Source organism: Macrococcus capreoli (genome assembly GCF_025628935.1).
GTDB lineage: Bacteria > Bacillota > Bacilli > Staphylococcales > Staphylococcaceae > Macrococcoides > Macrococcoides capreoli.
The window spans coordinates 148,008-172,654 of sequence record NZ_JAOTIS010000004.1 but is presented as its reverse complement, the minus strand read 5'-3'; the positions used below and the strand labels follow the sequence as shown (position 1 = coordinate 172,654).

General features: G+C 36.7%; 40 protein-coding genes. 5 read left to right on the top strand and 35 right to left on the bottom strand.

All coding sequences use genetic code 11. The features are described from left to right. Window positions 1-13 precede the first annotated feature (13 nt). The 30 genes from rplQ to rpsJ form a co-directional block, all read right to left on the bottom strand. Complete coding sequence (gene rplQ, locus OCL94_RS04775; protein ID WP_096077481.1) at window positions 14-382, bottom strand: 50S ribosomal protein L17; 369 nt, start codon at window positions 380-382, stop codon at window positions 14-16. 19 nt (window positions 383-401) lie between these two features. Next, window positions 402-1,346 carry a DNA-directed RNA polymerase subunit alpha gene (locus OCL94_RS04770; RefSeq protein WP_262995094.1) on the bottom strand — a complete coding sequence of 315 codons (945 nt, stop codon included), beginning with the start codon at window positions 1,344-1,346 and terminating at the stop codon, window positions 402-404. Between the two features lie 83 nt (window positions 1,347-1,429). Then, window positions 1,430-1,819, bottom strand: coding sequence for a 30S ribosomal protein S11 (gene rpsK / locus OCL94_RS04765; protein WP_096077483.1), 390 nt, complete (start codon window positions 1,817-1,819; stop codon window positions 1,430-1,432). A gap of 20 nt (window positions 1,820-1,839) precedes the next feature. Beyond that, window positions 1,840-2,205 carry a 30S ribosomal protein S13 gene (rpsM, locus tag OCL94_RS04760; protein ID WP_233682045.1) on the bottom strand — a complete coding sequence of 122 codons (366 nt, stop codon included), beginning with the start codon at window positions 2,203-2,205 and terminating at the stop codon, window positions 1,840-1,842. Window positions 2,206-2,227: 22 nt separating this feature from the next. Continuing rightward, entirely contained in the window at window positions 2,228-2,341 is a 114-nt protein-coding gene (gene rpmJ / locus OCL94_RS04755; protein ID WP_003156543.1) for a 50S ribosomal protein L36, read from the bottom strand. A gap of 35 nt (window positions 2,342-2,376) precedes the next feature. Then, window positions 2,377-2,595, bottom strand: coding sequence for a translation initiation factor IF-1 (gene infA / locus OCL94_RS04750; RefSeq protein WP_001118443.1), 219 nt, complete (start codon window positions 2,593-2,595; stop codon window positions 2,377-2,379). A gap of 20 nt (window positions 2,596-2,615) precedes the next feature. Beyond that, complete coding sequence (locus tag OCL94_RS04745) at window positions 2,616-2,897, bottom strand: KOW domain-containing RNA-binding protein (RefSeq protein WP_262995086.1); 282 nt, start codon at window positions 2,895-2,897, stop codon at window positions 2,616-2,618. Window positions 2,898-2,948: 51 nt separating this feature from the next. Continuing rightward, entirely contained in the window at window positions 2,949-3,596 is a 648-nt protein-coding gene (locus OCL94_RS04740; RefSeq protein ID WP_262995084.1) for an adenylate kinase, read from the bottom strand. A 17-nt stretch (window positions 3,597-3,613) separates the two neighbouring features. Then, window positions 3,614-4,903: a preprotein translocase subunit SecY gene (secY, locus tag OCL94_RS04735; protein WP_262995082.1), complete on the bottom strand. Its 1,290-nt coding sequence runs from the start codon at window positions 4,901-4,903 to the stop codon at window positions 3,614-3,616. After that, on the bottom strand, window positions 4,903-5,343 hold the full coding sequence (gene rplO / locus OCL94_RS04730) for a 50S ribosomal protein L15 (protein WP_262995080.1): 441 nt from the start codon (window positions 5,341-5,343) through the stop codon (window positions 4,903-4,905). Before rplO ends, secY begins: the two co-directional genes overlap by 1 nt. 27 nt (window positions 5,344-5,370) lie before the next feature. Beyond that, window positions 5,371-5,550 (bottom strand): 50S ribosomal protein L30, encoded by a 180-nt coding sequence (gene rpmD, locus OCL94_RS04725; protein WP_099578977.1) that lies wholly within the window; start codon window positions 5,548-5,550, stop codon window positions 5,371-5,373. Window positions 5,551-5,564: 14 nt separating this feature from the next. Further along, window positions 5,565-6,062: a 30S ribosomal protein S5 gene (gene rpsE, locus OCL94_RS04720; protein WP_099578979.1), complete on the bottom strand. Its 498-nt coding sequence runs from the start codon at window positions 6,060-6,062 to the stop codon at window positions 5,565-5,567. Between the two features lie 18 nt (window positions 6,063-6,080). Next, the gene (gene rplR / locus OCL94_RS04715) at window positions 6,081-6,443 is read right to left on the bottom strand and encodes a 50S ribosomal protein L18 (RefSeq protein ID WP_262995075.1); all 363 of its coding nucleotides are present in this window, start codon (window positions 6,441-6,443) and stop codon (window positions 6,081-6,083) included. A 27-nt stretch (window positions 6,444-6,470) separates the two neighbouring features. Beyond that, complete coding sequence (gene rplF / locus OCL94_RS04710) at window positions 6,471-7,007, bottom strand: 50S ribosomal protein L6 (protein ID WP_262995073.1); 537 nt, start codon at window positions 7,005-7,007, stop codon at window positions 6,471-6,473. A 28-nt stretch (window positions 7,008-7,035) separates the two neighbouring features. Beyond that, the gene (gene rpsH / locus OCL94_RS04705) at window positions 7,036-7,434 is read right to left on the bottom strand and encodes a 30S ribosomal protein S8 (protein ID WP_262995071.1); all 399 of its coding nucleotides are present in this window, start codon (window positions 7,432-7,434) and stop codon (window positions 7,036-7,038) included. A gap of 29 nt (window positions 7,435-7,463) precedes the next feature. Then, window positions 7,464-7,649: a 30S ribosomal protein S14 gene (rpsN, locus tag OCL94_RS04700; protein ID WP_036787751.1), complete on the bottom strand. Its 186-nt coding sequence runs from the start codon at window positions 7,647-7,649 to the stop codon at window positions 7,464-7,466. A gap of 28 nt (window positions 7,650-7,677) precedes the next feature. Then, window positions 7,678-8,223 (bottom strand): 50S ribosomal protein L5, encoded by a 546-nt coding sequence (gene rplE / locus OCL94_RS04695; RefSeq protein ID WP_096077493.1) that lies wholly within the window; start codon window positions 8,221-8,223, stop codon window positions 7,678-7,680. Between the two features lie 23 nt (window positions 8,224-8,246). After that, complete coding sequence (rplX, locus tag OCL94_RS04690; protein WP_262995068.1) at window positions 8,247-8,555, bottom strand: 50S ribosomal protein L24; 309 nt, start codon at window positions 8,553-8,555, stop codon at window positions 8,247-8,249. A gap of 33 nt (window positions 8,556-8,588) precedes the next feature. After that, window positions 8,589-8,957 (bottom strand): 50S ribosomal protein L14, encoded by a 369-nt coding sequence (rplN, locus tag OCL94_RS04685; RefSeq protein ID WP_086041702.1) that lies wholly within the window; start codon window positions 8,955-8,957, stop codon window positions 8,589-8,591. Window positions 8,958-8,987: 30 nt separating this feature from the next. Continuing rightward, the gene (rpsQ, locus tag OCL94_RS04680) at window positions 8,988-9,251 is read right to left on the bottom strand and encodes a 30S ribosomal protein S17 (RefSeq protein ID WP_262995067.1); all 264 of its coding nucleotides are present in this window, start codon (window positions 9,249-9,251) and stop codon (window positions 8,988-8,990) included. Window positions 9,252-9,276: 25 nt separating this feature from the next. Further along, window positions 9,277-9,489, bottom strand: a complete 213-nt coding sequence (gene rpmC / locus OCL94_RS04675) for a 50S ribosomal protein L29 (protein ID WP_041635771.1) — start codon at window positions 9,487-9,489, stop codon at window positions 9,277-9,279. Further along, a complete protein-coding gene (gene rplP, locus OCL94_RS04670) occupies window positions 9,479-9,913 on the bottom strand; it encodes a 50S ribosomal protein L16 (protein ID WP_233682053.1) in 435 nt (144 codons plus the stop codon). The genes rpmC and rplP overlap by 11 nt, the downstream gene beginning before the upstream one ends. A 2-nt stretch (window positions 9,914-9,915) precedes the next feature. Continuing rightward, window positions 9,916-10,569, bottom strand: a complete 654-nt coding sequence (gene rpsC, locus OCL94_RS04665) for a 30S ribosomal protein S3 (RefSeq protein WP_096077496.1) — start codon at window positions 10,567-10,569, stop codon at window positions 9,916-9,918. Between the two features lie 27 nt (window positions 10,570-10,596). Next, a complete protein-coding gene (rplV, locus tag OCL94_RS04660; protein ID WP_262995064.1) occupies window positions 10,597-10,974 on the bottom strand; it encodes a 50S ribosomal protein L22 in 378 nt (125 codons plus the stop codon). Between the two features lie 22 nt (window positions 10,975-10,996). Further along, window positions 10,997-11,275: a 30S ribosomal protein S19 gene (gene rpsS, locus OCL94_RS04655; RefSeq protein WP_012656110.1), complete on the bottom strand. Its 279-nt coding sequence runs from the start codon at window positions 11,273-11,275 to the stop codon at window positions 10,997-10,999. Window positions 11,276-11,341: 66 nt separating this feature from the next. Next, complete coding sequence (rplB, locus tag OCL94_RS04650; RefSeq protein ID WP_262995060.1) at window positions 11,342-12,172, bottom strand: 50S ribosomal protein L2; 831 nt, start codon at window positions 12,170-12,172, stop codon at window positions 11,342-11,344. 47 nt (window positions 12,173-12,219) lie between these two features. Continuing rightward, on the bottom strand, window positions 12,220-12,495 hold the full coding sequence (gene rplW, locus OCL94_RS04645) for a 50S ribosomal protein L23 (protein ID WP_096077500.1): 276 nt from the start codon (window positions 12,493-12,495) through the stop codon (window positions 12,220-12,222). After that, complete coding sequence (gene rplD, locus OCL94_RS04640; protein ID WP_133423691.1) at window positions 12,495-13,118, bottom strand: 50S ribosomal protein L4; 624 nt, start codon at window positions 13,116-13,118, stop codon at window positions 12,495-12,497. The genes rplW and rplD overlap by 1 nt, the downstream gene beginning before the upstream one ends. Before the next feature lie 28 nt (window positions 13,119-13,146). Then, window positions 13,147-13,809 (bottom strand): 50S ribosomal protein L3, encoded by a 663-nt coding sequence (gene rplC, locus OCL94_RS04635; protein ID WP_233682058.1) that lies wholly within the window; start codon window positions 13,807-13,809, stop codon window positions 13,147-13,149. 27 nt (window positions 13,810-13,836) lie between these two features. Then, window positions 13,837-14,145: a 30S ribosomal protein S10 gene (gene rpsJ / locus OCL94_RS04630; protein ID WP_096077503.1), complete on the bottom strand. Its 309-nt coding sequence runs from the start codon at window positions 14,143-14,145 to the stop codon at window positions 13,837-13,839. A gap of 382 nt (window positions 14,146-14,527) precedes the next feature. Between rpsJ and OCL94_RS04625 the strand changes: the two genes are divergently transcribed. Beyond that, window positions 14,528-14,923, top strand: a complete 396-nt coding sequence (locus tag OCL94_RS04625; RefSeq protein WP_262995054.1) for a hypothetical protein — start codon at window positions 14,528-14,530, stop codon at window positions 14,921-14,923. A gap of 33 nt (window positions 14,924-14,956) precedes the next feature. Here OCL94_RS04625 and OCL94_RS04620 read toward each other — a convergent pair whose 3' ends face one another. Beyond that, window positions 14,957-16,294: an NCS2 family permease gene (locus OCL94_RS04620; protein WP_262995052.1), complete on the bottom strand. Its 1,338-nt coding sequence runs from the start codon at window positions 16,292-16,294 to the stop codon at window positions 14,957-14,959. A 244-nt stretch (window positions 16,295-16,538) separates the two neighbouring features. On the opposite strand from OCL94_RS04620, the gene OCL94_RS04615 reads away from it, so the two are divergent. After that, the gene (locus OCL94_RS04615; protein ID WP_262995050.1) at window positions 16,539-17,411 is read left to right on the top strand and encodes a nuclease-related domain-containing protein; all 873 of its coding nucleotides are present in this window, start codon (window positions 16,539-16,541) and stop codon (window positions 17,409-17,411) included. Between the two features lie 137 nt (window positions 17,412-17,548). On the opposite strand, the gene OCL94_RS04610 is transcribed toward OCL94_RS04615, so the two are convergent. Then, window positions 17,549-19,678, bottom strand: a complete 2,130-nt coding sequence (locus tag OCL94_RS04610) for a DNA topoisomerase III (RefSeq protein WP_262995048.1) — start codon at window positions 19,676-19,678, stop codon at window positions 17,549-17,551. Between the two features lie 128 nt (window positions 19,679-19,806). Between OCL94_RS04610 and OCL94_RS04605 the strand changes: the two genes are divergently transcribed. Then, entirely contained in the window at window positions 19,807-20,619 is an 813-nt protein-coding gene (locus OCL94_RS04605) for an HAD-IIB family hydrolase (RefSeq protein ID WP_262995046.1), read from the top strand. Between the two features lie 5 nt (window positions 20,620-20,624). Beyond that, entirely contained in the window at window positions 20,625-21,476 is an 852-nt protein-coding gene (locus tag OCL94_RS04600; RefSeq protein ID WP_262995044.1) for a GNAT family N-acetyltransferase, read from the top strand. 135 nt (window positions 21,477-21,611) lie between these two features. Here OCL94_RS04600 and OCL94_RS04595 read toward each other — a convergent pair whose 3' ends face one another. Genes OCL94_RS04595 through ybaK form a run of 3 tightly spaced genes read right to left on the bottom strand, consistent with a single transcriptional unit; the run spans window position 21,612 to window position 24,093 of the window. Beyond that, window positions 21,612-22,517 (bottom strand): AEC family transporter, encoded by a 906-nt coding sequence (locus OCL94_RS04595; protein ID WP_262995042.1) that lies wholly within the window; start codon window positions 22,515-22,517, stop codon window positions 21,612-21,614. A gap of 21 nt (window positions 22,518-22,538) precedes the next feature. Beyond that, window positions 22,539-23,621 carry a metallophosphoesterase gene (locus OCL94_RS04590; RefSeq protein WP_262995040.1) on the bottom strand — a complete coding sequence of 361 codons (1,083 nt, stop codon included), beginning with the start codon at window positions 23,619-23,621 and terminating at the stop codon, window positions 22,539-22,541. Continuing rightward, a complete protein-coding gene (gene ybaK, locus OCL94_RS04585) occupies window positions 23,611-24,093 on the bottom strand; it encodes a Cys-tRNA(Pro) deacylase (protein WP_262995038.1) in 483 nt (160 codons plus the stop codon). The genes OCL94_RS04590 and ybaK overlap by 11 nt, the downstream gene beginning before the upstream one ends. A 77-nt stretch (window positions 24,094-24,170) precedes the next feature. On the opposite strand from ybaK, the gene OCL94_RS04580 reads away from it, so the two are divergent. Further along, window positions 24,171-24,644: a GyrI-like domain-containing protein gene (locus OCL94_RS04580; protein WP_262995036.1), complete on the top strand. Its 474-nt coding sequence runs from the start codon at window positions 24,171-24,173 to the stop codon at window positions 24,642-24,644. The last annotated feature ends 3 nt before the right edge of the window (window positions 24,645-24,647 follow it).

Sequence of the window (24,647 nt, the reverse complement as noted above, 5' to 3'; positions counted from 1 at the left end):
ATAAATATGATAATTATACTAATTCGATGATAACCATTTCTGAACCGTCTCCACGACGTGGTCCAACTTTCATAATTCTAGTGTATCCACCTTGACGCTCTGTGTAACGCGGAGCAATGTCAGAGAATAATTTTTGAATTGCGAATTGTGTAGTTTCATCTTCGTTTAAGATTTCAACACGACGTAAAACTTCTGCTGCTTGACGGCGAGCATGTAAGTCTCCACGTTTACCTAAAGTAATTAATTTTTCTACGATTTTACGTAATTCTTTCGCGCGTGCTTCAGTCGTTTCGATTCGCTCGTTAACGATTAAAGAAGTTGCTAAATCGCGTAACATAGCTTTACGTTGATCTGATGTACGACCTAATTTTCTGTAACCCATGAATCGTAACCTCCTTTAACTAGTCTTCTTTTCTTAATCCAAGACCTAAGTCTTCTAATTTAAATTTCACTTCTTCTAAAGACTTGCGTCCTAAGTTACGAACTTTCATCATATCAGCTTCTGATTTGTCGGCTAATTCCTGAACAGAATTAATACCTGCACGTTTCAGACAGTTATAAGAACGAACTGATAAATCAAGTTCTTCAATCGACATTTCAAGTACTTTTTCTTTGTGATCTTCTTCTTTTTCAATCATGATTTCAGCATTTTGTGCTTCATCAGTTAAGTCAACGAAGATATTTAAGTGTTCTGTCATAATCTTCGCACCTAAAGAAATTGCTTCTTGTGGTGTTAATGATCCGTCAGTCCAAACATCTAAAGTTAATTTATCAAAGTTTGTACTTTGACCAACACGTGTGTTTTCTACTGTGTAGTTCACGCGCTCAACTGGTGTGTAGATTGAATCAACTGGAATTACACCAATTGGTAAATCACTTGTGTTATTATCTTCAGCTAAAGTGTAACCGCGTCCTGAATTTGCAACCAAACGCATATTTAAGTGTCCACCTTTAGATACTGTTGCAATTTTTAAATCTGGATTTAAAATTTCAACATCGCTGTCATGCATAATGTCTTTAGCAGTAACAACACCTTCATCTTTTACATCAATTTCAAGCGTCTTATCTTCATCTGAGTAGATTTTAAGCGCAAGTTTCTTGATGTTCATGATCATTGTTGTCACGTCTTCAACTACATTCTCAACACTTGAGAATTCGTGTAAGACACCTTCGATTTCAATATTCTTAACAGCCGCACCTGGTAATGAAGATAATAGGATACGACGTAAGGAGTTTCCTAATGTTGTACCATAACCACGTTCTAACGGTTCAACTACGAATTTACCGAATTTAGAATCTTCACTGATTTCAACTGTCTCAATTCTAGGTTTTTCGATTTCAATCATGTAATAATCCTCCTTCAACAACGTCGAATAATTTTATTTTAGTTCCATATACTATTATAAGTGTCTTTGATACTAATTGAAAATTATACGCGACGACGTTTCGGTGGACGACAACCGTTATGTGGTACTGGTGTAACGTCTTTGATCGCTGTAATTTCTAAACCAGCAGATTGTAACGCACGGATAGCTGCTTCACGACCTTGACCAGGTCCTTTTACAGTAACTTCTACAGTTTTTAAACCATGTTCCATCGCTGCTTTAGATGCAGTTTCTGATGCCATTTGAGCTGCGAATGGTGTAGATTTACGAGAACCTCTGAAACCTAACGCACCAGCAGATGACCATGATAAAGCATTACCGAATTCATCAGTAATTGTTACGATTGTATTGTTGAATGTTGAACGGATGTGTGCAACACCAGACTCAATATTCTTTTTAACTCTACGCTTACGTGATACTTGTTTACGTGCCATTTAGCTCACTCCTTTACTTATTATTTCTTCTTGTTAGCAACGGTCTTAACTGGACCTTTACGAGTACGTGCATTGTTCTTAGTATTTTGTCCACGTGTTGGTAAACCACGACGGTGACGAATACCTCTGTATGATGCGATTTCCATTAAACGTTTGATGTTTAAGTTTACTTCACGACGAAGGTCACCTTCAACTTTGTATCCATCAACTTGTTCACGGATTCTGTTTAATTCATCTTCTGTTAAATCGCGTACACGCGTACTTTCATTAACATTAGCAGCTGCTAAGATTTTTTGAGCTGTTGTTCTTCCAATACCATATACGTAAGTTAAAGCGATAACTACGCGTTTCTCACGTGGTACGTCTACACCTGCGATACGTGCCATTATTATTGCACCTCCTGTTTTCTTATCCTTGTTTTTGTTTGTGTTTTGGATTTTCACAAATTACCATTACTTTACCTTTTCTGCGAATAACTTTACATTTTTCACAAATGGGTTTTACTGATGGTCTAACTTTCATGTTTCTTACCTCCTAATTTAATATTGGAGTTCTTATTATTTATAACGATACGTAATGCGTCCACGCGTTAAATCATATGGACTCATTTCAACTGTTACTTTGTCGCCAGGTAGAATACGGATGTAGTTCATACGAATTTTACCGCTAACATGCGCTAAGATCTCATGACCATTTTCTAATTCTACTTTAAACATTGCATTTGGTAAAGTGTCTAATACAGTACCTTCTAATTCAATTACATCTTGTTTAGCCATTTTCAAATTCCCCCTTTTTATCAAGATTCCGAAATTCGAGCGGTATATTTTTGCAAAACGTAACGTAATTTAGCGTCTGTTACAAAACCTGCTTCAGAAATACTCGATTTAATTTCAGGTGAGTGTACATCACTTAGTATTAAATGCGACAGGTTCTTTTTCTTTGGAAATTCATAAGTCCGTTTATCTCCGTCTGCAACGAGTACAAATCGATGATCGATAATAGCAATAATGACTCCAGGTAACCCTTTATCTTTGCCACGATTACTCGTGACAATTTGACCAATACTAACTTGATTCAACTGATCACATCCACTTAAGCAACTCACCTAGAGGTGAATCTCGGTAAACGATTAAAGCTGATTTAATACATTCTCAACTTCAGTTGTAACATCCTTAATATCTTTCGAACCATCAACATTGAAAAGCACGCCTTGTTTCGTATAGAAATCAATTAATGGTTTCGTTTGTTTAATGTTTACGTCTAAACGTGTACGAACTGTTTCAGGATTATCATCTGCACGTTGATATAACTTTCCACCATCAATATCACAAATACCTTCAACTTTTGGTGGATTGAACACTAAATGATATGTTGTCCCACAAGTTTCACAAATACGACGCCCCGTTAAACGGTTCATCAATTCTTCTTCTTGAACATCAATGTTAATGACACCTTCAATCTTACGATCTACAGCAGCTAACATTTCGTTTAAAGCAACAGCTTGTTCAACTGTTCTTGGGAAACCATCTAATAAAAATCCGCGTTTAGCATCTTCTTCTAACAATCTTTCACGAACGATACCAATTGTAACTTCATCCGGAACTAGTTCGCCGTTATCCATAAATGACTTTGCTTTTTGACCAAGCTCAGTGTTATTTTTGATAGCTGCACGGAACATGTCTCCAGTAGAAATATGAGGAATTGGGTATTTCTTAATAATTTCACTCGCTTGAGTACCCTTACCTGCACCAGGTAAGCCCATTAAAATGATATTCATAAAATGCCCTCCAGACATTAACGTCTTTTAAAACCTTTATATTCACGTTGACCAAGTTGAGCCTTTAACTGTGCAATTGTTTCCAATGCTACCCCGATAACGATTAATAAACTTGTACCACCAATACGAAGTGATTGTGGTAAGTTTAAGAAATCCGATACAACTAATGGTAGCACGGCAATACCTGCTAAGAATAAAGAACCAACAAAAGTTAAACGATAAAGAACTTTTGTAATATAGTTTTGAGTGTTTTTACCAGGTCGAATACCCGGAACATAACTACCCTGTTTTCTTAAATTGTCAGCCATTTGCTCAGGATTAACTTGAACAAATGCATAAAAGTAAGCAAATGCAATAATTAAAATTACATAAACTAACATCCCGATTGGCTGTGCCGGATCAGAATGAGTTGCTAAAGATTTCGCCCAATCTGCTTTCGGGAAGATCATTTGTAATGTCTTCGGAAGCATGAAAAACGCCATTGCAAAGATAACTGGAATAACCCCAGCAGCATTAACCTTTAATGGTAAAAATGTTGCTTGCGGTGCTAAACGGTTACTTGTTGTACGTTTTGCATATTGAATTGGAATTTTACGAACAGCTTGAAGTACGAATACTGCAAATGCTGTCAGTAATACCATACCAACAAAAATACCAATCGCTTCTAACACTGCCATTGTTGTATCGTTCGCACCAACAAATGATTGTTGGTAAAACTGAATTAACGCTGGCGGAATAGAAGAAAGAATACCACCGAAGATGATAATAGAAATACCATTACCAACACCGTATTGTGTAATCTGTTCACCTAGCCACAATAAAAATGCAGTACCCGCTGTTAATACGATTGCGATTAAGATAAAGTTCCATACACTAGTATTTGTGATCAATTGACCACCTAACATATTGTTGAAACTAAAGCTCATCCCAAATCCTTGAATGAAAGCTAATACAATTGTGAAGTATCTCGTAAATTGCGCTAGCTTTTTACGACCCACTTCACCTTGTTTAGACCATTCTGTAAACTTCGGTACAACATCCATCTGAAGTAATTGAACTACGATTGAAGCTGTAATGTATGGCATAATCCCCATTGCAAGAATAGAGAAATTTTTAAGTGCGCCTCCACCGAAAGTATTCATTAAGTCAGTAATACCTTTATTGGTCTGACTTTCGAATGCTGCTGGATTTACACCTGGAACTGGTATATAAGTCCCGATTTTAAAGATAATTAACATTGCGAGTGTAAAGATGATTTTGCTACGTATTTCTTTTACTTTAAAGAAACTTATAAGCGTATCAAACATTAGATCACCTCAGTTGTTCCGCCCTTACCTTCAATTGCTTCTTTCGCTGAAGCTGAAAATTTATGAGCTTTTACTGTTAACTTTACTGTTAATTCACCATTACCAAGAATTTTAATACCTGATTTCTCGTTAGATACTACGCCTGCTTCGATTAATAAAGCTGGTGTTACTTCAGTACCATCTTCAAAGCGATTTAATTGATCTAAGTTAACAATCGCATAGTCTTTGCGGTTGATATTAGTAAATCCACGTTTTGGTAAACGACGGAATAAAGGTAATTGTCCACCTTCAAAGCCTAAACGTACTCCACCACCTGAACGTGCTTTTTGACCTTTGTGTCCACGTCCACTTGTTTTACCATTACCTGAAGCCATACCACGACCTACACGGTTGCGTTCTTTACGAGCGCCTTCAACTGGTTTCATTTCATGTAATTTCATTTCGGCACCTCCTTATTCTTAAAAATATTATGCTTCTGTTACTGTCACTAAGTGACTTACTTTGTTAATTTGCCCACGAATCGCAGGGTTGTCATCAACTTCAACTGTTTGATGCATTTTGTTAAGCCCTAAAGCTTTAACAGTTTTACGTTGTGTTTCAGGACGACCGATAATACTACGAGTGAGGGTAATTTTAATTTTAGCCATTGTTTATGCCCTCCTTAATTGTATAATTCTTCGACTGATTTACCACGTAATTTAGCAACATCTTCAGCAACTTTAAGTTCTTTTAAACCTTGAACAGTGGCACGAACCATGTTAATTGGTGTGTTTGAACCTAATGATTTACTTAAGATATCAGTGATACCAGCTAATTCTAACACGGCACGAACTGGACCACCAGCGATAACTCCTGTACCAGGTGCTGCAGGTTTGATTAATACGCTTCCTGCTCCGAATCTACCTGTAACTTCGTGAGGTGTAGTACCTTTAACACGAGGAACAGTGATTAAGTTTTTCTTAGCATCTTCGATTGCTTTTTTAATCGCTTCTGGAACTTCTTGTGCTTTACCAGTACCGAAACCAACGCGACCATTTTTATCTCCAACAACTACTAAAGCAGTGAAACGCATACGACGTCCACCCTTAACAACTTTAGATACACGGTTGATGGTAACTACGCGTTCTTCAAATTCTTTAACTTCTTTTTCACGACGCATTAAGAGATCCTCCTTTTATTAAAATTCTAAACCGTTTTCGCGTGCTGCATCAGCTAATGCTTTAACACGTCCGTGGAATAAATATCCTCCGCGGTCGAATACAACAGCTTTAACGCCTTTTTCAACTGCTAATTTAGCAACTGCTTCACCAACTTTAGCTGCAGCTTCAACATTAGAAGTAGTTTCTAAACCTAAACCTTTATCTTGTGTTGATGCTTGCGCTAAAGTGATACCTTTAACGTCATCAATCACTTGTGCGTAAATGTGTTTGTTTGAACGATATACGTTTAAACGAGGACGCTCAGTAGTACCAGCTAATCTGCTACGTACACGAGCATGTCTTTTCATACGCACTTTGTTCTTATCGATTTTAGTGATCATGAATATTCTCCTTTCTTATTTTAGAGATTACTTACCAGTTTTACCTTCTTTACGACGAACATATTCGCCTTCGTAACGTACACCTTTACCTTTGTAAGGCTCTGGAGGACGAGTAGCACGGATATTTGAAGCAATAGCTCCAACACGTTCTTTGTTAATACCTTCAACTTTTACTTTCGTATTTTTCTCTACTGATAAAGTGATTCCTTCTTCAGCTACGATTTCAATTGGGTGAGAGTATCCAACGTTTAAGATTAAGTTTTTACCTTGCATTTGCGCACGGTAACCAACCCCGATTAATTCTAAGTTCTTTTCGAATCCTTTAGAAACTCCTTCAACCATGTTAGCGATTAAAGCACGAGTTGTTCCGTGGATTGTTTTATGAGCTTTAGAATCAGATGGACGAACTACTTCTAAAGTATTGTCTTCTAATTTATATGTCATTTCTTCGTTAAATGTATTAGTTAATTCACCTTTAGGTCCTTTAACTGTTACAGTATTACCGTCGATTTTGATTTCAACCCCAGCTGGGATTTCAATAATCTTCTTACCAACACGACTCATAAGTCGGCACCTCCTTCTTTAATAATTCTTACCAGATGTAAGCTAATACTTCTCCACCAATGTTACGTTGACGCGCTTCTTTATCAGTTAAAACACCTTCTGATGTAGAAACTAATGCGATACCTAAGCCATTTAATACTTTTGGTAATTCATCAGCTTTAGCGTAAACACGTAAACCAGGTTTTGAGATACGTTTTAAACCAGTGATAACACGTTCGTTGTTTGAACCGTATTTTAAGAACATACGGATAACACCTTGTTTATCATCTTCAATATATTCAACACTTTTAACGAATCCTTCACGTTTAAGGATTTCAGCGATTTCTTTTTTAATGTTTGATGCAGGGAATTCTAATTTCTCGTGACGTACCATGTTTGCGTTACGTACGCGAGTTAGCATATCTGCGATTGGATCTGACATAGTCATTTAAAATATCCTCCTTTCAGGTTTAAATTCTACCAGCTTGCTTTTTTAACGCCAGGAATCTGGCCTTTATAAGCTAATTCACGGAAACAAATACGGCAAAGTTTGAATTTGCGTAATACTGAATGTGGACGTCCGCAACGTTCACAACGAGTGTATTCTTGTACTTTAAATTTTTGTTTACGCTGTTGTTTAGCGATCATTGATTTTTTAGCCACTAAATTTAGCCTCCTTTTATATTAGAGATTACTTTTGAAATGGCATACCGAATTGTGTTAACAATTCACGAGCTTCCTCGTCAGTGTTAGCAGTTGTTACGATAACGATATCCATTCCGCGTGTTTTACTTACTTTATCATAATCGATTTCAGGGAAAATTAATTGTTCTTTTACACCTAATGTGTAGTTACCACGACCGTCAAACGCTTTGTTTGAAATACCACGGAAGTCACGTACACGAGGTAATGAAACGTTTACTAATTTATCAAAGAATTCGTACATTCTTTCTCCACGTAAAGTAACTTTAGCCCCGATAGGCATACCTTCACGTAAACGGAATGTCGCGATTGATTTTTTAGCACGTGTAACCATTGGTTTTTGACCAGTGATTGCTTGTAATTCTTCAACTGCTGAGTCTAAGACTTTAGAGTTTTGAACAGCGTCACCGATACCCATGTTTACTACGATTTTTTCGATTTTTGGTACTTCCATCACTGATGCGTAATTAAATTTCTTCATCATTTCAGGTGAGATTTCTTTAATGAATTTTTCTTTTAAACGTGTTTGTGTCAATGTGAGAACCTCCTTCCAGATAATTATTTAATGATTTCTCCAGATTTCTTAGCTACACGTACTTTCTTGCCATCTTCTATCTTAATGCCAACACGAGTTGGTTTGTTTGTTTTTGGGTCAATTAACATAACATTTGAAACGTGAATTGCAGCTTCAAATTCAACGATGCCGCCTTCAGGATTCATTTGAGTTGGTTTTTGGTGTTTCTTAACGATGTTTACACCTTCAACAACTACGCGATCTTTTTTAGGAAGAGCTTCAATTACAGTTCCTGTTTTACCTTTATCTTTACCTGTGATAACGATAACTTTGTCGCCTTTTTTAATATGCATGTCGTAGACACCTCCTCTTGATTTTGTGTTTTATTATAATACTTCAGGTGCTAATGATACGATTTTCATGAAGTTACCTTCACGTAATTCACGTGCAACCGGTCCAAAGATACGTGTTCCACGAGGTCCTTTGTCATCACGGATGATAACACAAGCGTTTTCGTCAAATTTGATGTATGAACCGTCGTTACGACGTACACCAGATTTAGTACGAACGATTACAGCTTTAACAACGTCACCTTTTTTAACAACGCCACCTGGTGTAGCATTTTTAACTGTACATACGATGACATCACCGATGTTAGCTGTTTTACGACCAGATCCGCCTAATACTTTAATAGTTAATACTTCACGAGCACCAGAGTTATCTGCTACTTTTAAGCGTGATTCTTGTTGGATCATTCGAGTTACCTCCTTTATCTAATTTACTTATTAAATGATAATTGATTCTTCAACAACTTCTACTAAACGGAAGCGTTTTGTAGCTGATAAAGGACGTGTTTCCATAATCTTAACGATGTCGCCCATTTTCGCTGTGTTGTTTTCATCATGTGCTTTATATTTTTTAGAGTACTTTACACGTTTGCCGTATAAAGCATGTGTTTTGTAAGTTTCAACTAATACAGTAATTGTTTTATCCATTTTGTCAGATACAACTTTACCTGTGTAAACTTTACGGTCGTTTCTTTCGCTCACAAGAGTTCCTCCTATTCCTTAAAAATTATTTTTGTTCAGTTTTTTGTTGCTCGATTTCTCTTTCACGTACAACAGTTTTCATACGCGCGATAGATTTTTTCACTTCGCGAATACGTGCTGTATTTTCAAGTTGACCTGTAGCTAACTGAAAGCGTAGGTTGAAAAGTTCCTCTTTAAGCGATTTTACTTTAGTTTCAATTTCAGAAGTGGTTAAATCTCTAATTTCCTTAGCTTTCATTTGTGTCACCACCCAATTCTTCACGTTTTACAAACTTAGTTTTCACTGGAAGTTTGTGAGATGCTAAACGTAATGCTTCACGAGCTACTTCTTCTGATACACCCGCGATTTCGAACATAATACGTCCAGGTTTTACTACTGCTACCCATCCTTCAACTGCACCTTTACCAGAACCCATACGTACTTCTAAAGGCTTTTTAGTGTAAGGTGTGTGAGGGAAGATTTTGATCCAAACTTTCCCGCCACGTTTCATGTAACGAGTCATTGCAATACGAGCTGATTCAATTTGACGAGATGTAATCCAAGCAGCTGTTGTTGCTTGTAAACCAAATTCACCAAATGTTACTTCGTTTCCGCCTTTTGAACGACCAGTTGTTTTAGGTCTATGTTGACGACGGTATTTTACACGTTTAGGTAATAACATTATTATTTTCCTCCTTCACTAGACTTCTTTGTAGGAAGAACTTCACCACGATAGATCCATACTTTAACACCTAATTTACCGTAAGTAGTGTCTGCTTCTGCATGTGCGTAATCGATGTCAGCACGTAATGTATGAAGTGGAACAGTTCCTTCTGAATATTGTTCAGCACGCGCGATATCTGCGCCGCCTAAACGACCTGATACTTGAGTTTTGATACCTTTAGCACCTAACTTCATAGCACGTTGGATCGCTTGTTTTTGAGCACGACGGAAAGATACACGGTTTTCTAATTGACGTGCGATGTTTTCCGCAACTAATGTAGCATCCATATCAACTTTCTTGATTTCAATAACGTTGATGTGTACGCGTTTACCAGTTAAGCTGTTTAAAGCGTTACGTAATTTTTCGATTTCTGAACCGCCTTTACCGATAACCATACCAGGTTTACCAGTGTGGATAGCGATGTTTACACGGTTCGCTGCGCGTTCGATTTCTACACGAGAAACAGAAGCGTCTTTTAAGTTTTCTGCGATATATTTACGAACTTTTAAGTCTTCATGTAATAGAGTAGCGAAATCTTTTTCTGCATACCATTTCGCATCCCAGTCACGAATGATTCCGACACGAAGTCCGATAGGATTAATTTTTTGACCCACTGTATTCCCTCCTTAATGAGATTGTAATTATTTAGCTTCTTCTGTAGTTACTTCTTTTTTTGAAGATTTAACTTCTTTTTCACCAACAACGATTGTGATGTGGCTTGTACGTTTGTTGATCGCACTTGCACGACCTTGTGCACGTGGACGGAAACGTTTTAAAGTTGGTCCTTCGTTTGCATAAGCTTCTTTAACGATTAAAGTATCAATGTTCATATCATAGTTATGTTCTGCGTTAGCTAATGCTGACATTAATAACTTTTCAACTACTGGTGATGATGCTTTGTTTGTTAATTTTAAAATAGCGATAGCTTCCGCTACTTCTTTACCTCTGATAAGATCTAAAACTAATCTCACTTTACGAGGTGCGATTCTGATTGTTCTTGCAACCGCTTTTGCTTCCATGGTTATTCCTCCTTATCTGAAATTAGCGTTTAGTTTTCTTGTCGTCTGCACCGTGACCTTTGTAAGTACGAGTTGGTGCGAATTCACCTAATTTATGTCCAACCATATCTTCAGTTACGTATACAGGTACATGTTTACGACCATCGTATACTGCGATAGTGTGTCCGATAAAATTCGGGAAAATTGTAGAGCGACGAGACCAAGTTTTAATTACTGTTTTTTTGCCGCCTTCCTCTAATGCTTCAACTTTTTTCATTAAGTGATCATCGATGAAAGGTCCTTTTTTTAGACTACGAGCCATTATGGCGCCTCCCTCATGTCTTACTAGCCGTTAGCGGTCTATGCCGCTAACATCAGTAAGTTATTATTATTTTTTACGTCCACGAACGATAAGTTTGTTAGAACGGTTTTTCTTCTTACGAGTTTTCTTACCAAGCGTTGGTTTACCCCATGGTGACATTGGAGATGGACGACCGATTGAAGTACGACCTTCACCACCACCGTGTGGGTGATCGTTAGGGTTCATTACAGAACCACGAACTGTTGGGCGGATACCTTTCCATCTAGAACGACCCGCTTTACCGATGTTGATTAATTCGTGTTGCTCGTTACCAACTTGACCGATTGTAGCACGGCAAGTAGATAAGATCATACGAACTTCACCAGATTTTAAACGAACTAATACGTATTTACCTTCTTTACCAAGTACTTGAGCTGAAGCTCCAGCTGAACGTACTAATTGGCCACCCTTACCAGGTTTTAATTCGATGTTGTGAATTACTGTACCTACTGGGATGTTTGCTAATGGTAATGCGTTACCTACTTTAATATCAGCTTCAGGTCCGTTAACAACTTGAGTACCAACTGTTAAACCTTTAGGAGCGATAATGTAGCGTTTTTCTCCGTCTAAGTAATGTAATAAAGCGATGTTTGCTGAACGGTTTGGATCGTATTCGATCGTCGCCACTTTCGCTGGGATACCATCTTTGTTACGTTTGAAATCAATTACACGGTATTGACGTTTATGACCGCCACCTCTGTGACGTACTGTTAACTTACCTTGGTTATTACGACCCGCTTTTCTCGGAAGGGGCTCAAGTAATGACTTTTCAGGTGACGTTGACGTAATTTCAGCGAAATCTGAACCTGTCATATTACGACGACCGTTTGTTATTGGCTTATAATGTTTAATTGCCATTGTCGTTTTACCTCCTTAATGGTAAATGTTTATTTTTTGTTTTGTTTTTAGCTGAAGAAATCGATTGAACCGTCTTTTAAAGTAACGATCGCTTTTCTTCTTTTGTTTGTGTAACCGCTGTGACGGCCAACACGTTTTTTCTTAGCTTTGTAGTTCATAACGTTAACTTTATCAACTTTTACATCAAAGATATCTTCGATAGCAATTTTGATTTGAGTTTTGTTTGCACGAGTATCTACATCAAAAGTGTATTTATCTTGTGCCATTTGTTCAGATGAACGTTCAGTGATAACGGGGCGCTTAATGATATCGCGATTTTCCATTAACCAAGCACCTCCTCTACTTTTTCAACTGCACCTTTCGTCATTACTACTTGGTTAGCGTGAACGATATCTAATACGTTTAAGCCAGTAGCAGTAATAACTGTTACGCCTGGGATGTTACGTGCAGATAATGCTACGTTTACATCTTCAGCTTCAACGATGAATAATACTTTTCTTGGTAATTCTAAAGTAGTCGTCATGTTTTTGAAATCTTTTGTTTTAGGAGCATCGAATGTTAATGATTCTAAAACTGTAAATGCGTTTTCTTTCACTTTAGCTGATAGTGCTGAGCGTAAAGCTAAGCGACGCATTTTTTTAGGCATTTTGTAAGAGTAACTTCTTGGAGTTGGTCCGAATACGATACCACCACCACGCCATTGTGGAGCGCGGATAGTACCTTGACGTGCACGACCAGTACCTTTTTGTTTCCAAGGTTTACGTCCGCCACCGCGTACTGCTGAACGGTTTTTAACTGCGTGCGTACCTTGACGCATAGAAGCTCTTTGTAAGTTGATTGCTTCGAATAATACATGTTGATTAGGTTCGATTCCGAATACACTTTCGTTTAATTCGATTGAACCAGCTTTTGTTCCATCTACTTTTAATACATCATAATTTGCCATTATGTTTGTTTCCTCCTTTCGTGGTTACTTATTTATTACCTTTTTTAATTGAAGTTTGGATTTTTACTAAACCTTTTTTAGGTCCTGGTACATTACCTTTTACTAAGATAACGTTCGCTTCAGCGTCTACTTTAACGATTTCTAAGTTTTGCATAGTAACTGTATTACCACCCATACGGCCTGGTAACGCTTTACCTTTAAATACTTTAGAAGCGTCAGATGCCATACCCATTGAACCTGGGCGTCTGTGGTAACGAGAACCGTGACTCATTGGTCCACGTGATTGACCGTGACGTTTAATAGCCCCTTGGAAACCTTTACCCTTAGAAACTCCTGTTACGTCAACGATGTCACCAGCTTGGAACGCGTCCACAGTGACTTCTTGACCTACTTCGTAAGCATCAACGTCTACGTTTCTGAACTCACGAATGAAGCGCTTAGGTGCTGTGCCTGCTTTTTTAGCATGGCCTTCAGCTGGTTTCGTCGCAAATTTGTTTGATTTACGCGTTGCTTTGTAAGCTTGTTTGTCTTCAAAACCGATTTGGATTGATGAGTAACCATCAACTTCTTCAGTTTTCTTTTGTAATACTACGTTTTGTGCTGCTTCTACTACTGTTACTGGAATTAATTCACCGTTTTCAGCGAATACTTGTGTCATTCCAACTTTTCTTCCTAAGATTCCTTTGGTCATCGAAAGTCGCACCTCCTACTTTTTAAATTATAATTTGATTTCGATGTCTACACCTGATGGTAAGTTTAAGCCCATAAGAGCATCAACTGTTTTCGGTGTTGGGTTAACAATGTCGATTAAACGTTTGTGTGTGCGTTGTTCAAACTGTTCACGAGAATCTTTATACTTGTGAACGGCACGGATAATTGTATAAACTGTTTTTTCCGTTGGTAATGGAATCGGTCCTGATACTTCTGCACCTGAACGTTTTGCAGTTTCTACGATTTTCTCAGCTGATTGATCGATCACACGGTGATCATACGCTTTCAAACGAATACGAATTTTTTGTTTTGCCATAATTTTACCTCCTCTTATAACGTCTATTTTGGTTTGATAGACTTCTCCACGAAAATTGTCAAACACATCGCCATGGCAAAGCGGCCGGGTGTGTCAGTAACCTCTCGCTTCATCGCTTTTTAAAGTCCAACAGTAGATATAATACACGAAATCTATTGATAAAGCAATACTTTTGGTGATATTTATTAATTTATTTTTAAGATAGTCTAAATCTTTATTAATAATGTGTAAATATCGTTCAAATGTGTATTTATATTTATATAGTAGAAACTCTAAAAATGTCTAACTGAGCGTTTTTGCATAGGATTAGATTATACCATGATATAATGTATATACAAAGAAAAAGTTTCATTTGTTACTTTATAATATGGAGGAAACTAAATTGAAGAAACCAATTCGTATCATTTTGTTGATTCTAGGTGTTATTATGTTAATAAAAGAAGGCCTTTTAGGGTTACCTGTATTCGGCGGACTTTATAACATTTCTCTTGGACTCGCTCCATTAGGAACTAATATTAGTTTGTATATTTTGATGTTATTAATTACTGCAATTGATCGTACAAATGAAGCAAGAACTTCTTTGAGCACAATTGCTGTTGCTGGTATCATTGCTAATGCCATCGCTTTTATTCCTATTATAGGTATGTTTATGCACTGGTTGATGTTTTTCTTAATGATTGCCTATATCGGTATTGTTCTCAGTACGCGTGAATATCGCGGTAATACAACACATTACGATAGACATCGCGCCGGCGAAACTGTAAGAGAATACAAATAAAAAATCGAGACCTTTTGAAGGGTCTCGATTTTTTTATGAGTGTTGTACAAAGGCAAAGTAACAAATAAAAATAACGGCCATTACATACATAATTGGATGTACTTCTTTATGGCGTTTCGCCATTACCATTGTAATCGGATAGAAGATAAATCCACAAGCAATACCTGTAGCAATCGAATATGTTAATGGCATCATAATGATTGTTAAGAATGCAGGTACTGCAATCTCAAACTTTTGCCATTCAATTTTATTTAAATTACTTACCATTAATACCCCAACGATAACTAATGCTGGCGCTGTAACCGCACTTGTAACGACAGCCATTAATGGAGAGAAGAATAACGCTAATGCAAAGCATAGTGCTGTTACAACACTTGCAAAACCTGTTCTGGCACCAACAGCTACACCTGCAGATGATTCAATGTAAGAAGTTGTCGTTGATGTACCGAATATTGCACCAACAATTGTTGCTAATGAATCTGCGAATAATGAACGGCCAGCACGTGGCAATTTATTATCTTTTACTAATCCTGCTTGAGTTGCTACTGCCACTAAAGTTCCCGCAGTGTCAAAGAAATCAATGAATAAGAATGTTAAAACGATAGATAAGAACTTCCAGTTAAATAGTTCTGATGGTGTGCTGAATGCATCAAATGCTTTACCAAACGTCGGTTCAATGCTTGGTACAGCACCGATGATTTGTTTAGGTGCATCAATTAAGCCAAATAACATACCTGCGACAGCTGTAATCACCATGCCGATGAAGATACTACCAGGCACACGTTTCGCCATTAATATAATCGTAAGCACGATACCTGCTACTGCAAGCAATACATGTGGATCATGTAAGTTACCTAATGATACTAACGTTGCAGGATTCGCTTGAACGACACCCGCACCTTTTAAACCTACGAATGTTATAAATAAACCAATCCCTGCAGAGACTGCCATCTTAAGTTCAAATGGAATCGCATTAATAATCGTTTCACGTAATCCTGTCATTGTAAGTAACGCAAAGAAAATACCTGAGAATAACACGCCTGTTAATCCAGTTTGCCATGGAATATGGTATTGTAACACCACTGTAAATGCGAAGAACGCATTTAGTCCCATACCCGGTGCTAATGCGATAGGGTAATTTGCGATAAGTCCCATGAACAAGCAACCAACGATAGATGCTAATATTGTTGCAACAAAGACTGCCCCTGCGTCCATACGCATACTATCAGGAATATCTTTTACACCTGCTAATGATAACATTGCAGGGTTTACTGCTAATATATAGGCCATTGACAAGAACGTTGTTAAGCCCCCAAGAATTTCTCTTTTGTAATTAGTGCCTAACTCATCAAACTTAAAATAATTTCTCATAGTGCACTTCCCTTTTTTAATTTTTATACTTGTATAGTCTAAGCTCAATGTTCGGATAAATCAATACTTTTTTTATTTTTTTATTATGAATGTTCGTTTTAGACCATATTTTAGGAGAGTATCGCCAGAATTATTTTTTTAACTTAAATTTTCTATGAAATCTTTACGATACTTTACGCAGCGTTAATATTCAGTTGAAATTTATCTGTTAATTATGAAGTATATAATTTTTTGGAGGACATACATGTTACGACCACCTAGAATGATGATGTTAGAAGATGCATTGAAGAAAAGATTAGAAGGATATGTGTATAGTGAGGATTACTTTTTTGTTAGGTATGGTTTTTTTGGAGAGAAAGAATTTGTTGAAACATTTCCTATTATGTCTCACCATATTGAATTGTTTAATGTCGTGTTGAAATACTATGGCACATCATTTGAGGTCGATCGATTGGTGATTACCGGCGAAACGATTTATGCTTTTGATATCAAAAATCATAGTGGGCAGTACTGCGTTGATGGAGAAACGTGGACTAAAAATCAAAAAAATATTAAAAGTCCTACAACCCAGTTCGATGTTCTCGAAAAAGGCATGCGTCAAATAATAGGGAGTACAGATATACCTCATCGATTAGTTTGTAAAATGATATTTATAAATAAGACATTTACGATTAATAAGAACATACATGGATTAGTGACCTACTATGAAATCCATCCTATGATGCAACGTATACGCAACGAACTTCCTTCTGGTAAGTACGAACATCGCATTAAAAACTATTTCGTTAACCTTTCAGTACCCAATACATTAAACAAACAGCGACCTCAATTTGATATAAAACAACTTAATGGTGGCGTAACATGTTTGAAATGTGAAGGAAAGATTGACATGGAAAGAGGAAATAGTCCTACCATTTGTCCGAGCTGTGGCTCAAAATTAAAAAAAGATAAATTGATATTACAAGCATTAATTGAATATGAAATATTAAAAGATCGAGGATTTACTATGAAAGAAGCACATAGTTGGATTGGTAGAGATTTTAGAAACATAACAAAAAGAGTTATTGATAAACACTATAGCTTTAAAGATGGTTATTATACCTTGAATGATAGATAGAGTGGCACGAAATTTGGTGAAATCGTGCCAAATCGTTTAATTTGGCACGGAAATCATAAATAACGTGCCATTCCCTTTGATTTGGCAAGAAATCCACTTAAACCGTGCAGAAAAAGGTAACAAAGCAACGTATAATGCTAAAGGTTTAAATTCTTCAACGCGTCTGCAAATGGATTGTTAATTGGCTCGTCTTCTTTTTTCATATATTTTTTCATCTCATTTTTAGAAACTTTACCTGTCTTACGCGACTTAAAGCGTTTGTCCATCTGTTCCTGCGTTTCTCTGAAACCACATTTACAACTATACATCGCTTTCGGACCTTTGCCGTGCAATACTAATTTCTTCTTACACTCCGGACAACGTGCATTCGTTTGACGTTGTACATTTTTCTTAGTACCGCATGTCGGATCTTGACAAACAAGCATTTTACCGTTACGCGTCTTTTTCTCAAGCATGAATTTACCACATGTCGGACATTCTGTTGTCGTCAAATTATCATGCTTAAACTTATCTTCACTTGATTTAATTTCCTCAATTATCTCTTTCGTAAATGCACGCATTTCATTAATGAATTTATTTTTATCATATTTATTCTTCTCAATTAATGTAAGTTTATGTTCCCAGTCAGCTGTAAGTTCAGGTGATTTCAATGCATTAGGAGCTAGTTCTAGCAACTGTCGCCCTTTGTTCGTCACTTTAATATTGCCATTTATGTTCTCAATAGCATTTAAGTTATACAATTTCTCTATTATATCTGCGCGTGTTGCAACTGTACCGATACCTCCTGCAGACTTTAATGTAGATTGTGTTGTCTTATCAATCTCAAAAATGCTGCTCGGATTCTCCATCGCCTTTAACAAGCTACCTTCATTTAAATACGGTGGTGGCTCAGTTACATGCGTTGTCTTATTAAGCTTTACGGTATCTAACACCGCGCCTTTCTTAAATATATGATGTTTCTTTCCAGTATTAGCCGTACTTAACGCCGTAAATCCAGGATGAATTGTTTCTTCTTGTTTCGCAACAAATAAAGACTCCCCAATCGTGACAGTCACCTTTTGCTCCGCATATACATACGGTGGCATTAAATTACTTAAAAAGCGCTCTGCAATTAGCATATAAATATTGCGTTCACGTGCACTTAAACTATCTAAATTTACACGTACTTCAGTTGGCACAATGGCATGGTGATCACTGACTTTCGCATCATTAACAAAATGACTGCCTGCTTTGAGTGGCGATTTCATCAATTCTACAACTTGGGCTCTATATTCTGTTGAAGCAAGGGATGCTACTCTTTCTTTTAATGTGCTGACCATATCCGTCGTTAAATAATTTGAGTCCGTTCTTGGATACGTCACTAATTTATGCGTTTCATATAAGCTTTGCATCGTACTTAATGTTTCTTTTGCCGAGTACTTAAATCTACGATATGCATCTTGCTGTAGAGAGGTTAAATCATACAATTTCCCAGGGAATCGTTTCTTTTCATGAGATACCACATCTGTAATTACTGCTTTTTTCCCTTTTAAATCTTGCATCAATTGATCGACGACCGTTTCATCAAATATACGATGTGGCGTCTGCCAGTTCAATGTTACGCCATCAACAACAACATTTAAACTGTAGTACTGTCTTGGCTTAAATTGGTTAATGGCATCTTGACGTATTTTCACCATTTGAAGCGTTGGCGTTTGCACACGTCCTGTTGATAGTTGTGCATCGTATTTCGTTGTTAATGCTCTCGTTGCGTTTATACCGACAATCCAGTCCGCTTCACTACGAGCAAGCGCCGCTTGATATAAACCATGATAAGCACTGCCTGGCTTTAAGTTTTTAAATCCATCACGAATCGCACCATCTGTAACTGATGAAATCCATAATCGTTTAATCGGTTTATTAACTTTACATTTCTCCAGAATGAGACGTGCGACAAGTTCTCCTTCACGTCCTGCATCTGTAGCGATAATCACTTCATTCACATCTTGTCTTTCAATTTGTGCTTTCACAACATTAAACTGCTTACGCGTCTTGCCGATAATAACTGATTTCATACGTTCAGGTAATATCGGGAGGTCTTTCATATCCCATGCTTTATATTTACTGTCGTATTGCTCAGGATCTGCATTTGTTACTAAATGTCCTAATGCCCATGTAACGATATACTGATTATTTTCCATATATCCATTTTTCTTTTGATTACAATTCAATACGCGCGCAATATCACGTGCTACTGAAGGCTTTTCAGCGAGTACTACTGATTTCATATTATCCGTCCTATTCTCATTGATTTATTAAATTATAACAGATTTTTATTTCACTCACTTTTATACTGTTTACAATTGTTATTTTACCTTTGCTCCGTTATGCTTAAAATAACTAAGGAGGCATCGATATGAAACCACTTCAAATTCCAGATAACATTCAATATTTAGTGTGTTCCGATTTTGATGAAACATACTTTGCACACGATTTAAGCAATCCAGAAGACGTAAAAGCACTGGACACGTTTCTTGCGCAGTATGCTGCATCTAAAGGTATTCTATTCGGTATCATTTCAGCCAGTACGAAAGAAATGATAGAAACGTGTCTTGAGAAGGGACATTACGCTTATTACCCTCACTTTATCTCAACCAATTCAGGCACTGAAATATATTATGTTGAAGGTGGTAAATTAATACGGGACGCAGATTATTATCAGCAGTTTCAGCAGCTCAACTTTGATAAATCCGTTATATTAAATATTGAACAGCAATTAAAAGAAGACAACATTCACTTAATTACGCAAATCCCATTCGAACATGCACCATTTTCGCGTAATTATTATTATGAAGGATTAGGTGCTATAGATGCGCACAATATCGATAAGATTAAAAAGTTAGGGGCAGCGCATAACTTCATCGTTAATGTGAGTAAATGTAATCCACTTATCGGAGATCCTGAAGGGTATTATGACGTTGACTTTTATCCATCTATCGCAGGCAAACACGCCGTCGTGAAATATTTAACTCAAAAGTTTAATATTGATCCTGATAACACATTTGCTTTCGGCGATAGTGGTAACGACTTACTTATGTTAAACGAAGTAAAACATGGCTATTTAGTAAGTAATGCAACACCTGAAGCGAAAGCTAAATATAAACAACATACACATTCACCTTATAATAAAGGGATACTTGAAACATTAGCGCATTATTTCGAGGAGTGAACGACTTGCAAATTTCATATATGAATGATATTGAATTATTAGCTGAATTTTTATATCAATTGAATCAGGACAGCAAACATCATGTCGGCTATATCCGACTAACGAAGCAAAGTATTATTGATCAACTGAGTGCAATCCACCCTAATGATATGATTCAAATTACAGATAACGAAACCATTATCGCAGCATTCGGTGTTGAACACATTAACGAAACAGAAGCGAACGCCTTAGGTCCAATTACAACAAAAACAGATACAGAAACACTGGAAATGATTCAAGTCATGTGGCAGGATTTCTTAAGAGATCACCCTGATACTAAGACTTATTATTTTAGTTTCCACGAAGACCACAGGTTTGGTCAGTCGGTCATGAAGAGACTACGCACACAATATCTCGGTACGACATATATAATGGAAGCAACAGATGATAAAACAGGTGATATCGCACCACAAATCATTAAATATAAACCCATCTATAAGAAAAGCTTCACGCAACTCATGAAAGATTTACAAATTGATTATAAGACGATGCGTGACAAAATCCTTTCGACAATCGGTCATACACATGAGCTCTATCTGTACTTAAATGAAGGTTTGGCAAAAGCTTATATATGGATACAAATTAATGATGATGATGTCTGTAACATCGAATATTTAGCAACACATCCACAATATCGCAATAAAGGTATCGGACATGAACTTGTGTCATTTGCAGTCCACCATGCGTTTACTAAACATCACGCGAAGCGTATACAGATTTCAGTAAAAAGTAAACGAGAAAAAAATATCGCTTTCTATGAAGCAATTGGCTTTAAAAAAATAAATGAGATGAATCATTTTAAATATACTGTGGAATAATACTTAACACGTAAAGAAGATGATTTTTGATATTTTTTCTCGTAAGTGACATATTTCACTTGTCAATCATTTAACCTCCTGGCGCAACGCTCATAGTTTCGCCAGGAGGTTTTTTTGAATATTAGCAACATCTTTTTATATCATAATCATCTGAAACAAATATAATATTATGATTGAAATCACAATTGTAAGGTTAGTCACCATACTAATAAGTGGAACGGTCTTATATTTAAATTCAATAGCATATGGCACGATCGCCACCCCAATCGGTAATAGCCAGCCAATCAGCAAAGTCATTCTAAACATTTGATCAAACGGTAACAATGTATAACATAACACACCTGCTACAGCGCCAAGTCCATAGTGAATACATAAATATTTTACTGCTATCGGTAAGTAATATTTCTCAATTTTGAAATTCAAAAATACGCCGAGTAAGATCATCGATAATGGCATATTTGCTTTTGCTATAACTGAGAAAAATTCAACAATAGGTTCAGGTAAACGTACATGTGATAAATTTATGATGAGCATAATAACATATGTCATCAGAGGGACAGCCTTTAACAAACTTGTGAGCATATACTTAAAGTCGAAAGTATCGCCACCTTCACTATAATAATTCCCTATAAAATAAGTCACTCCAAACATTACAATAGCACCGCCGATATCGAACATCCCAAAATATAATAGACCTTTTGCACCAAACATTTGCTCGACTAAAGGATACGCAAATATCCCTATATTGAAAGCAGAAGCCATCATTCCAACAGAACCACGAATTTCATTATTATACTTTAAAAATAAACTTATCATGATTATCTTTGCAAAAATTGCATAGATAATCATAAATACTGGAATCATTAAAAGCGAAGTGTCTATTTCTGCCTTACTTAATGTAACAATCACTAGTGATGGTAAAGTTACATTCATTACCAATACAGCAATGACACGACCGTCTGCTTCTCTAATAAAATTCAATTTTTTTAGTAAATATCCTAGTGCAATTAAGCAAATCACAGTAATGAAACGCTGTGTCATACTCATCCTTCTCTCTTAATATTAAAGTACTTCGTCTGGCACCCATCCTGTAATACCATCTTTCATAATTAACGTATAACCTAAATAACTATCATCAATAACAGCAACTTCTTCCCCAATCGTCACATCCATAAAGTAATCTGTATAATCATCCTTCAAACGGTATCCGTCTTCAGTTTCCATAATAAATTCTGTCTTTACCATGAAATCAATACCCGTATGGATATGTTTCGCCTGCGTAAAATATTCATCACCATCAAAAACTTCTATTTCAAAATAAGGATAAGTAAACGTATGTGGTTCCTGGAAACTCACTTTAAAATCCTGAATAATTTCACATCGAGAGTAATCATCAACAGACATCATATCTAGCGTATAAACATCCTCTTCATATTGAATGATAAGCGCATTGAGTTGCCCGCTATACTTCACTTGATTGCCACCATCTATATCGATGATGCGAGCTGCTTTATTTTCTTTAATATTGTTATTCATTAATCCATCTGTTACAAAGTTACATGTCGGAAAGTGTCCTACTACAACCATCTTGTCTGCATCATGTGTCTGTTCAAAGAAATACGGCATATTTAGCGCATGATAACGCGATGTATGCATATAATTCTGTTGATCTAATCCAGCGTGCACGAATATGAAATCTTCCGCTTCAATCATTAAAGGTAAATCACGCACAACATCATGTAAATATCCGAAATGCGCTCTTATATCGGCTGCCATTTCACTTTGTGTTGTATAATCATCTAACGTCTTTCCAAGTTTATTTAATGCTTCATGTACAATCGTATGACGACGTTGCATATATCCATATAAATAATCCTCTTCTAATTCATCAAAGATACAATCACAGTTCCCTAACACCATATGTACATGTGGTCTTGTCAGCAATTCAGCAACATATTCAACGACTTCAATACTGTTAGGCCCTTTATCAATGATATCTCCCAATATAATCAATCGGTCTTCCTCTGTATAATTGACTTTATCGAGTAATTGTTTAAATAATGTAATCGAACCATGTATGTCTGAAATCACAATCGTTCTGCGATCTTTAAGTGATATTGTTTTGTAGTTATCTTTAATCAACATCCGCAATACCACTCACTTTCGCATTGATTAAATGTAATAAATCACTAACTTTCACTTTCATCTGTAATCCAATTTGACCCGCACTTACAATGATTGTCTCGTGATGTTGCACTGATTCATCCAGTACCGTCGGAAATTGTTTCTTCATCCCGACAGGAGAACAACCTCCACGAATATATCCTGTCGTCTTCTCTAAATCTTTCACTGCAAGCATTTCAAGCTTCTTCTCACCTACAACTTTACTGATCGCCTTAATATTAAGCGTTGCTTCAACTGGGATTACAGCGACGTAATGTCCATTTTTCCCGTGTAATACAAGCGTTTTATATACTTCATCAATAGGCTGACCAATCTTGTTAGCAACGGTTATGCCATCAACTTGATCCCCATCAACTGAATAAGTGAATATTTCATAAGGTATCTTTTGTTGATCTAATTTTCTTAATGCGTTTGTTTTCACTTTTTTACTCATTTGAAAGCCTCCAATATTCTTGTCACTTTATAATATAACACTTTTGCTGTATATTTCAGATATAAGGGGGTTTTAATATGACATATAAAGTTGTTTCGCTTGATGCTTTTTACCTATGTGGTTTAAAGAGAGAATTTACGACTGAAACGATGGGAGAAATTAAACCACTGTGGGATGTTTTAGATGAGGATGGAACACTCAATACGTTGCAGCAAATAAATGATGTCGAAACTTTAAAAGGACATATCGGCGCTTGCATCAAGACAGTACCTTCACAACACTTAAACTATCTAATTTCTGTTGCAACAAAGACGCCTCAGGACAACTATGAAACGGTACATATCCCTGCATCAGAATGGGTTGTATTTGAAGCAGTAGGACCGATTCCAACCGCAATTCAAGATACATTCGAATACATTTATGGCACATGGTTTAAAGATGCACCATTCATTCCGTTACAAACTGCAGATATGGAATTTTATCCGTTCGGTATGGAATTTGAAACCGATAACCCGAAAGTAGAAATCTGGATCCCTGTAGAAAGGAAATAATAT

Bases quoted from the DNA above. Each gene is read 5' to 3' on its own strand.
- rplQ (WP_096077481.1), bottom strand. From the start codon at position 382: ATGGGTTACAGAAAATTAGGTCGTACATCAGATCAACGTAAAGCTATG.
- OCL94_RS04770 (WP_262995094.1), bottom strand. From the start codon at position 1,346: ATGATTGAAATCGAAAAACCTAGAATTGAGACAGTTGAAATCAGTGAA.
- rpsK (WP_096077483.1), bottom strand. From the start codon at position 1,819: ATGGCACGTAAACAAGTATCACGTAAGCGTAGAGTTAAAAAGAATATT.
- rpsM (WP_233682045.1), bottom strand. From the start codon at position 2,205: ATGGCACGTATCGCAGGTGTAGACGTACCACGTGAGAAACGCGTAGTT.
- rpmJ (WP_003156543.1), bottom strand. From the start codon at position 2,341: ATGAAAGTTAGACCATCAGTAAAACCCATTTGTGAAAAATGTAAAGTT.
- infA (WP_001118443.1), bottom strand. From the start codon at position 2,595: ATGGCTAAACAAGATGTAATTGAATTAGAAGGTACTGTATTAGACACT.
- OCL94_RS04740 (WP_262995084.1), bottom strand. From the start codon at position 3,596: ATGAATATCATTTTAATGGGCTTACCTGGTGCAGGTAAGGGTACTCAA.
- secY (WP_262995082.1), bottom strand. From the start codon at position 4,903: ATGTTTGATACGCTTATAAGTTTCTTTAAAGTAAAAGAAATACGTAGC.
- rplO (WP_262995080.1), bottom strand. From the start codon at position 5,343: ATGAAATTACATGAAATGAAACCAGTTGAAGGCGCTCGTAAAGAACGC.
- rpmD (WP_099578977.1), bottom strand. From the start codon at position 5,550: ATGGCTAAAATTAAAATTACCCTCACTCGTAGTATTATCGGTCGTCCT.
- rpsE (WP_099578979.1), bottom strand. From the start codon at position 6,062: ATGCGTCGTGAAAAAGAAGTTAAAGAATTTGAAGAACGCGTAGTTACC.
- rplR (WP_262995075.1), bottom strand. From the start codon at position 6,443: ATGATCACTAAAATCGATAAGAACAAAGTGCGTATGAAAAGACATGCT.
- rplF (WP_262995073.1), bottom strand. From the start codon at position 7,007: ATGAGTCGTGTTGGTAAGAAGATTATTGAAATCCCAGCTGGGGTTGAA.
- rpsH (WP_262995071.1), bottom strand. From the start codon at position 7,434: ATGACTATGTCAGATCCAATCGCAGATATGCTAACTCGCGTACGTAAC.
- rplX (WP_262995068.1), bottom strand. From the start codon at position 8,555: ATGCATATTAAAAAAGGCGACAAAGTTATCGTTATCACAGGTAAAGAT.
- rplN (WP_086041702.1), bottom strand. From the start codon at position 8,957: ATGATCCAACAAGAATCACGCTTAAAAGTAGCAGATAACTCTGGTGCT.
- rpmC (WP_041635771.1), bottom strand. From the start codon at position 9,489: ATGAAAGCTAAGGAAATTAGAGATTTAACCACTTCTGAAATTGAAACT.
- rplP (WP_233682053.1), bottom strand. From the start codon at position 9,913: ATGTTATTACCTAAACGTGTAAAATACCGTCGTCAACATAGACCTAAA.
- rplV (WP_262995064.1), bottom strand. From the start codon at position 10,974: ATGGAAGCAAAAGCGGTTGCAAGAACAATCAGAATCGCACCTCGTAAA.
- rpsS (WP_012656110.1), bottom strand. From the start codon at position 11,275: ATGGCTCGTAGTCTAAAAAAAGGACCTTTCATCGATGATCACTTAATG.
- rplB (WP_262995060.1), bottom strand. From the start codon at position 12,172: ATGGCAATTAAACATTATAAGCCAATAACAAACGGTCGTCGTAATATG.
- rplW (WP_096077500.1), bottom strand. From the start codon at position 12,495: ATGGAAAATCGCGATATCATTAAGCGCCCCGTTATCACTGAACGTTCA.
- rplD (WP_133423691.1), bottom strand. From the start codon at position 13,118: ATGGCAAATTATGATGTATTAAAAGTAGATGGAACAAAAGCTGGTTCA.
- rplC (WP_233682058.1), bottom strand. From the start codon at position 13,809: ATGACCAAAGGAATCTTAGGAAGAAAAGTTGGAATGACACAAGTATTC.
- rpsJ (WP_096077503.1), bottom strand. From the start codon at position 14,145: ATGGCAAAACAAAAAATTCGTATTCGTTTGAAAGCGTATGATCACCGT.
- OCL94_RS04620 (WP_262995052.1), bottom strand. From the start codon at position 16,294: ATGAGAAATTATTTTAAGTTTGATGAGTTAGGCACTAATTACAAAAGA.
- OCL94_RS04615 (WP_262995050.1), top strand. From the start codon at position 16,539: ATGTTACGACCACCTAGAATGATGATGTTAGAAGATGCATTGAAGAAA.
- OCL94_RS04610 (WP_262995048.1), bottom strand. From the start codon at position 19,678: ATGAAATCAGTAGTACTCGCTGAAAAGCCTTCAGTAGCACGTGATATT.
- OCL94_RS04605 (WP_262995046.1), top strand. From the start codon at position 19,807: ATGAAACCACTTCAAATTCCAGATAACATTCAATATTTAGTGTGTTCC.
- OCL94_RS04595 (WP_262995042.1), bottom strand. From the start codon at position 22,517: ATGACACAGCGTTTCATTACTGTGATTTGCTTAATTGCACTAGGATAT.
- OCL94_RS04590 (WP_262995040.1), bottom strand. From the start codon at position 23,621: ATGTTGATTAAAGATAACTACAAAACAATATCACTTAAAGATCGCAGA.
- ybaK (WP_262995038.1), bottom strand. From the start codon at position 24,093: ATGAGTAAAAAAGTGAAAACAAACGCATTAAGAAAATTAGATCAACAA.
- OCL94_RS04580 (WP_262995036.1), top strand. From the start codon at position 24,171: ATGACATATAAAGTTGTTTCGCTTGATGCTTTTTACCTATGTGGTTTA.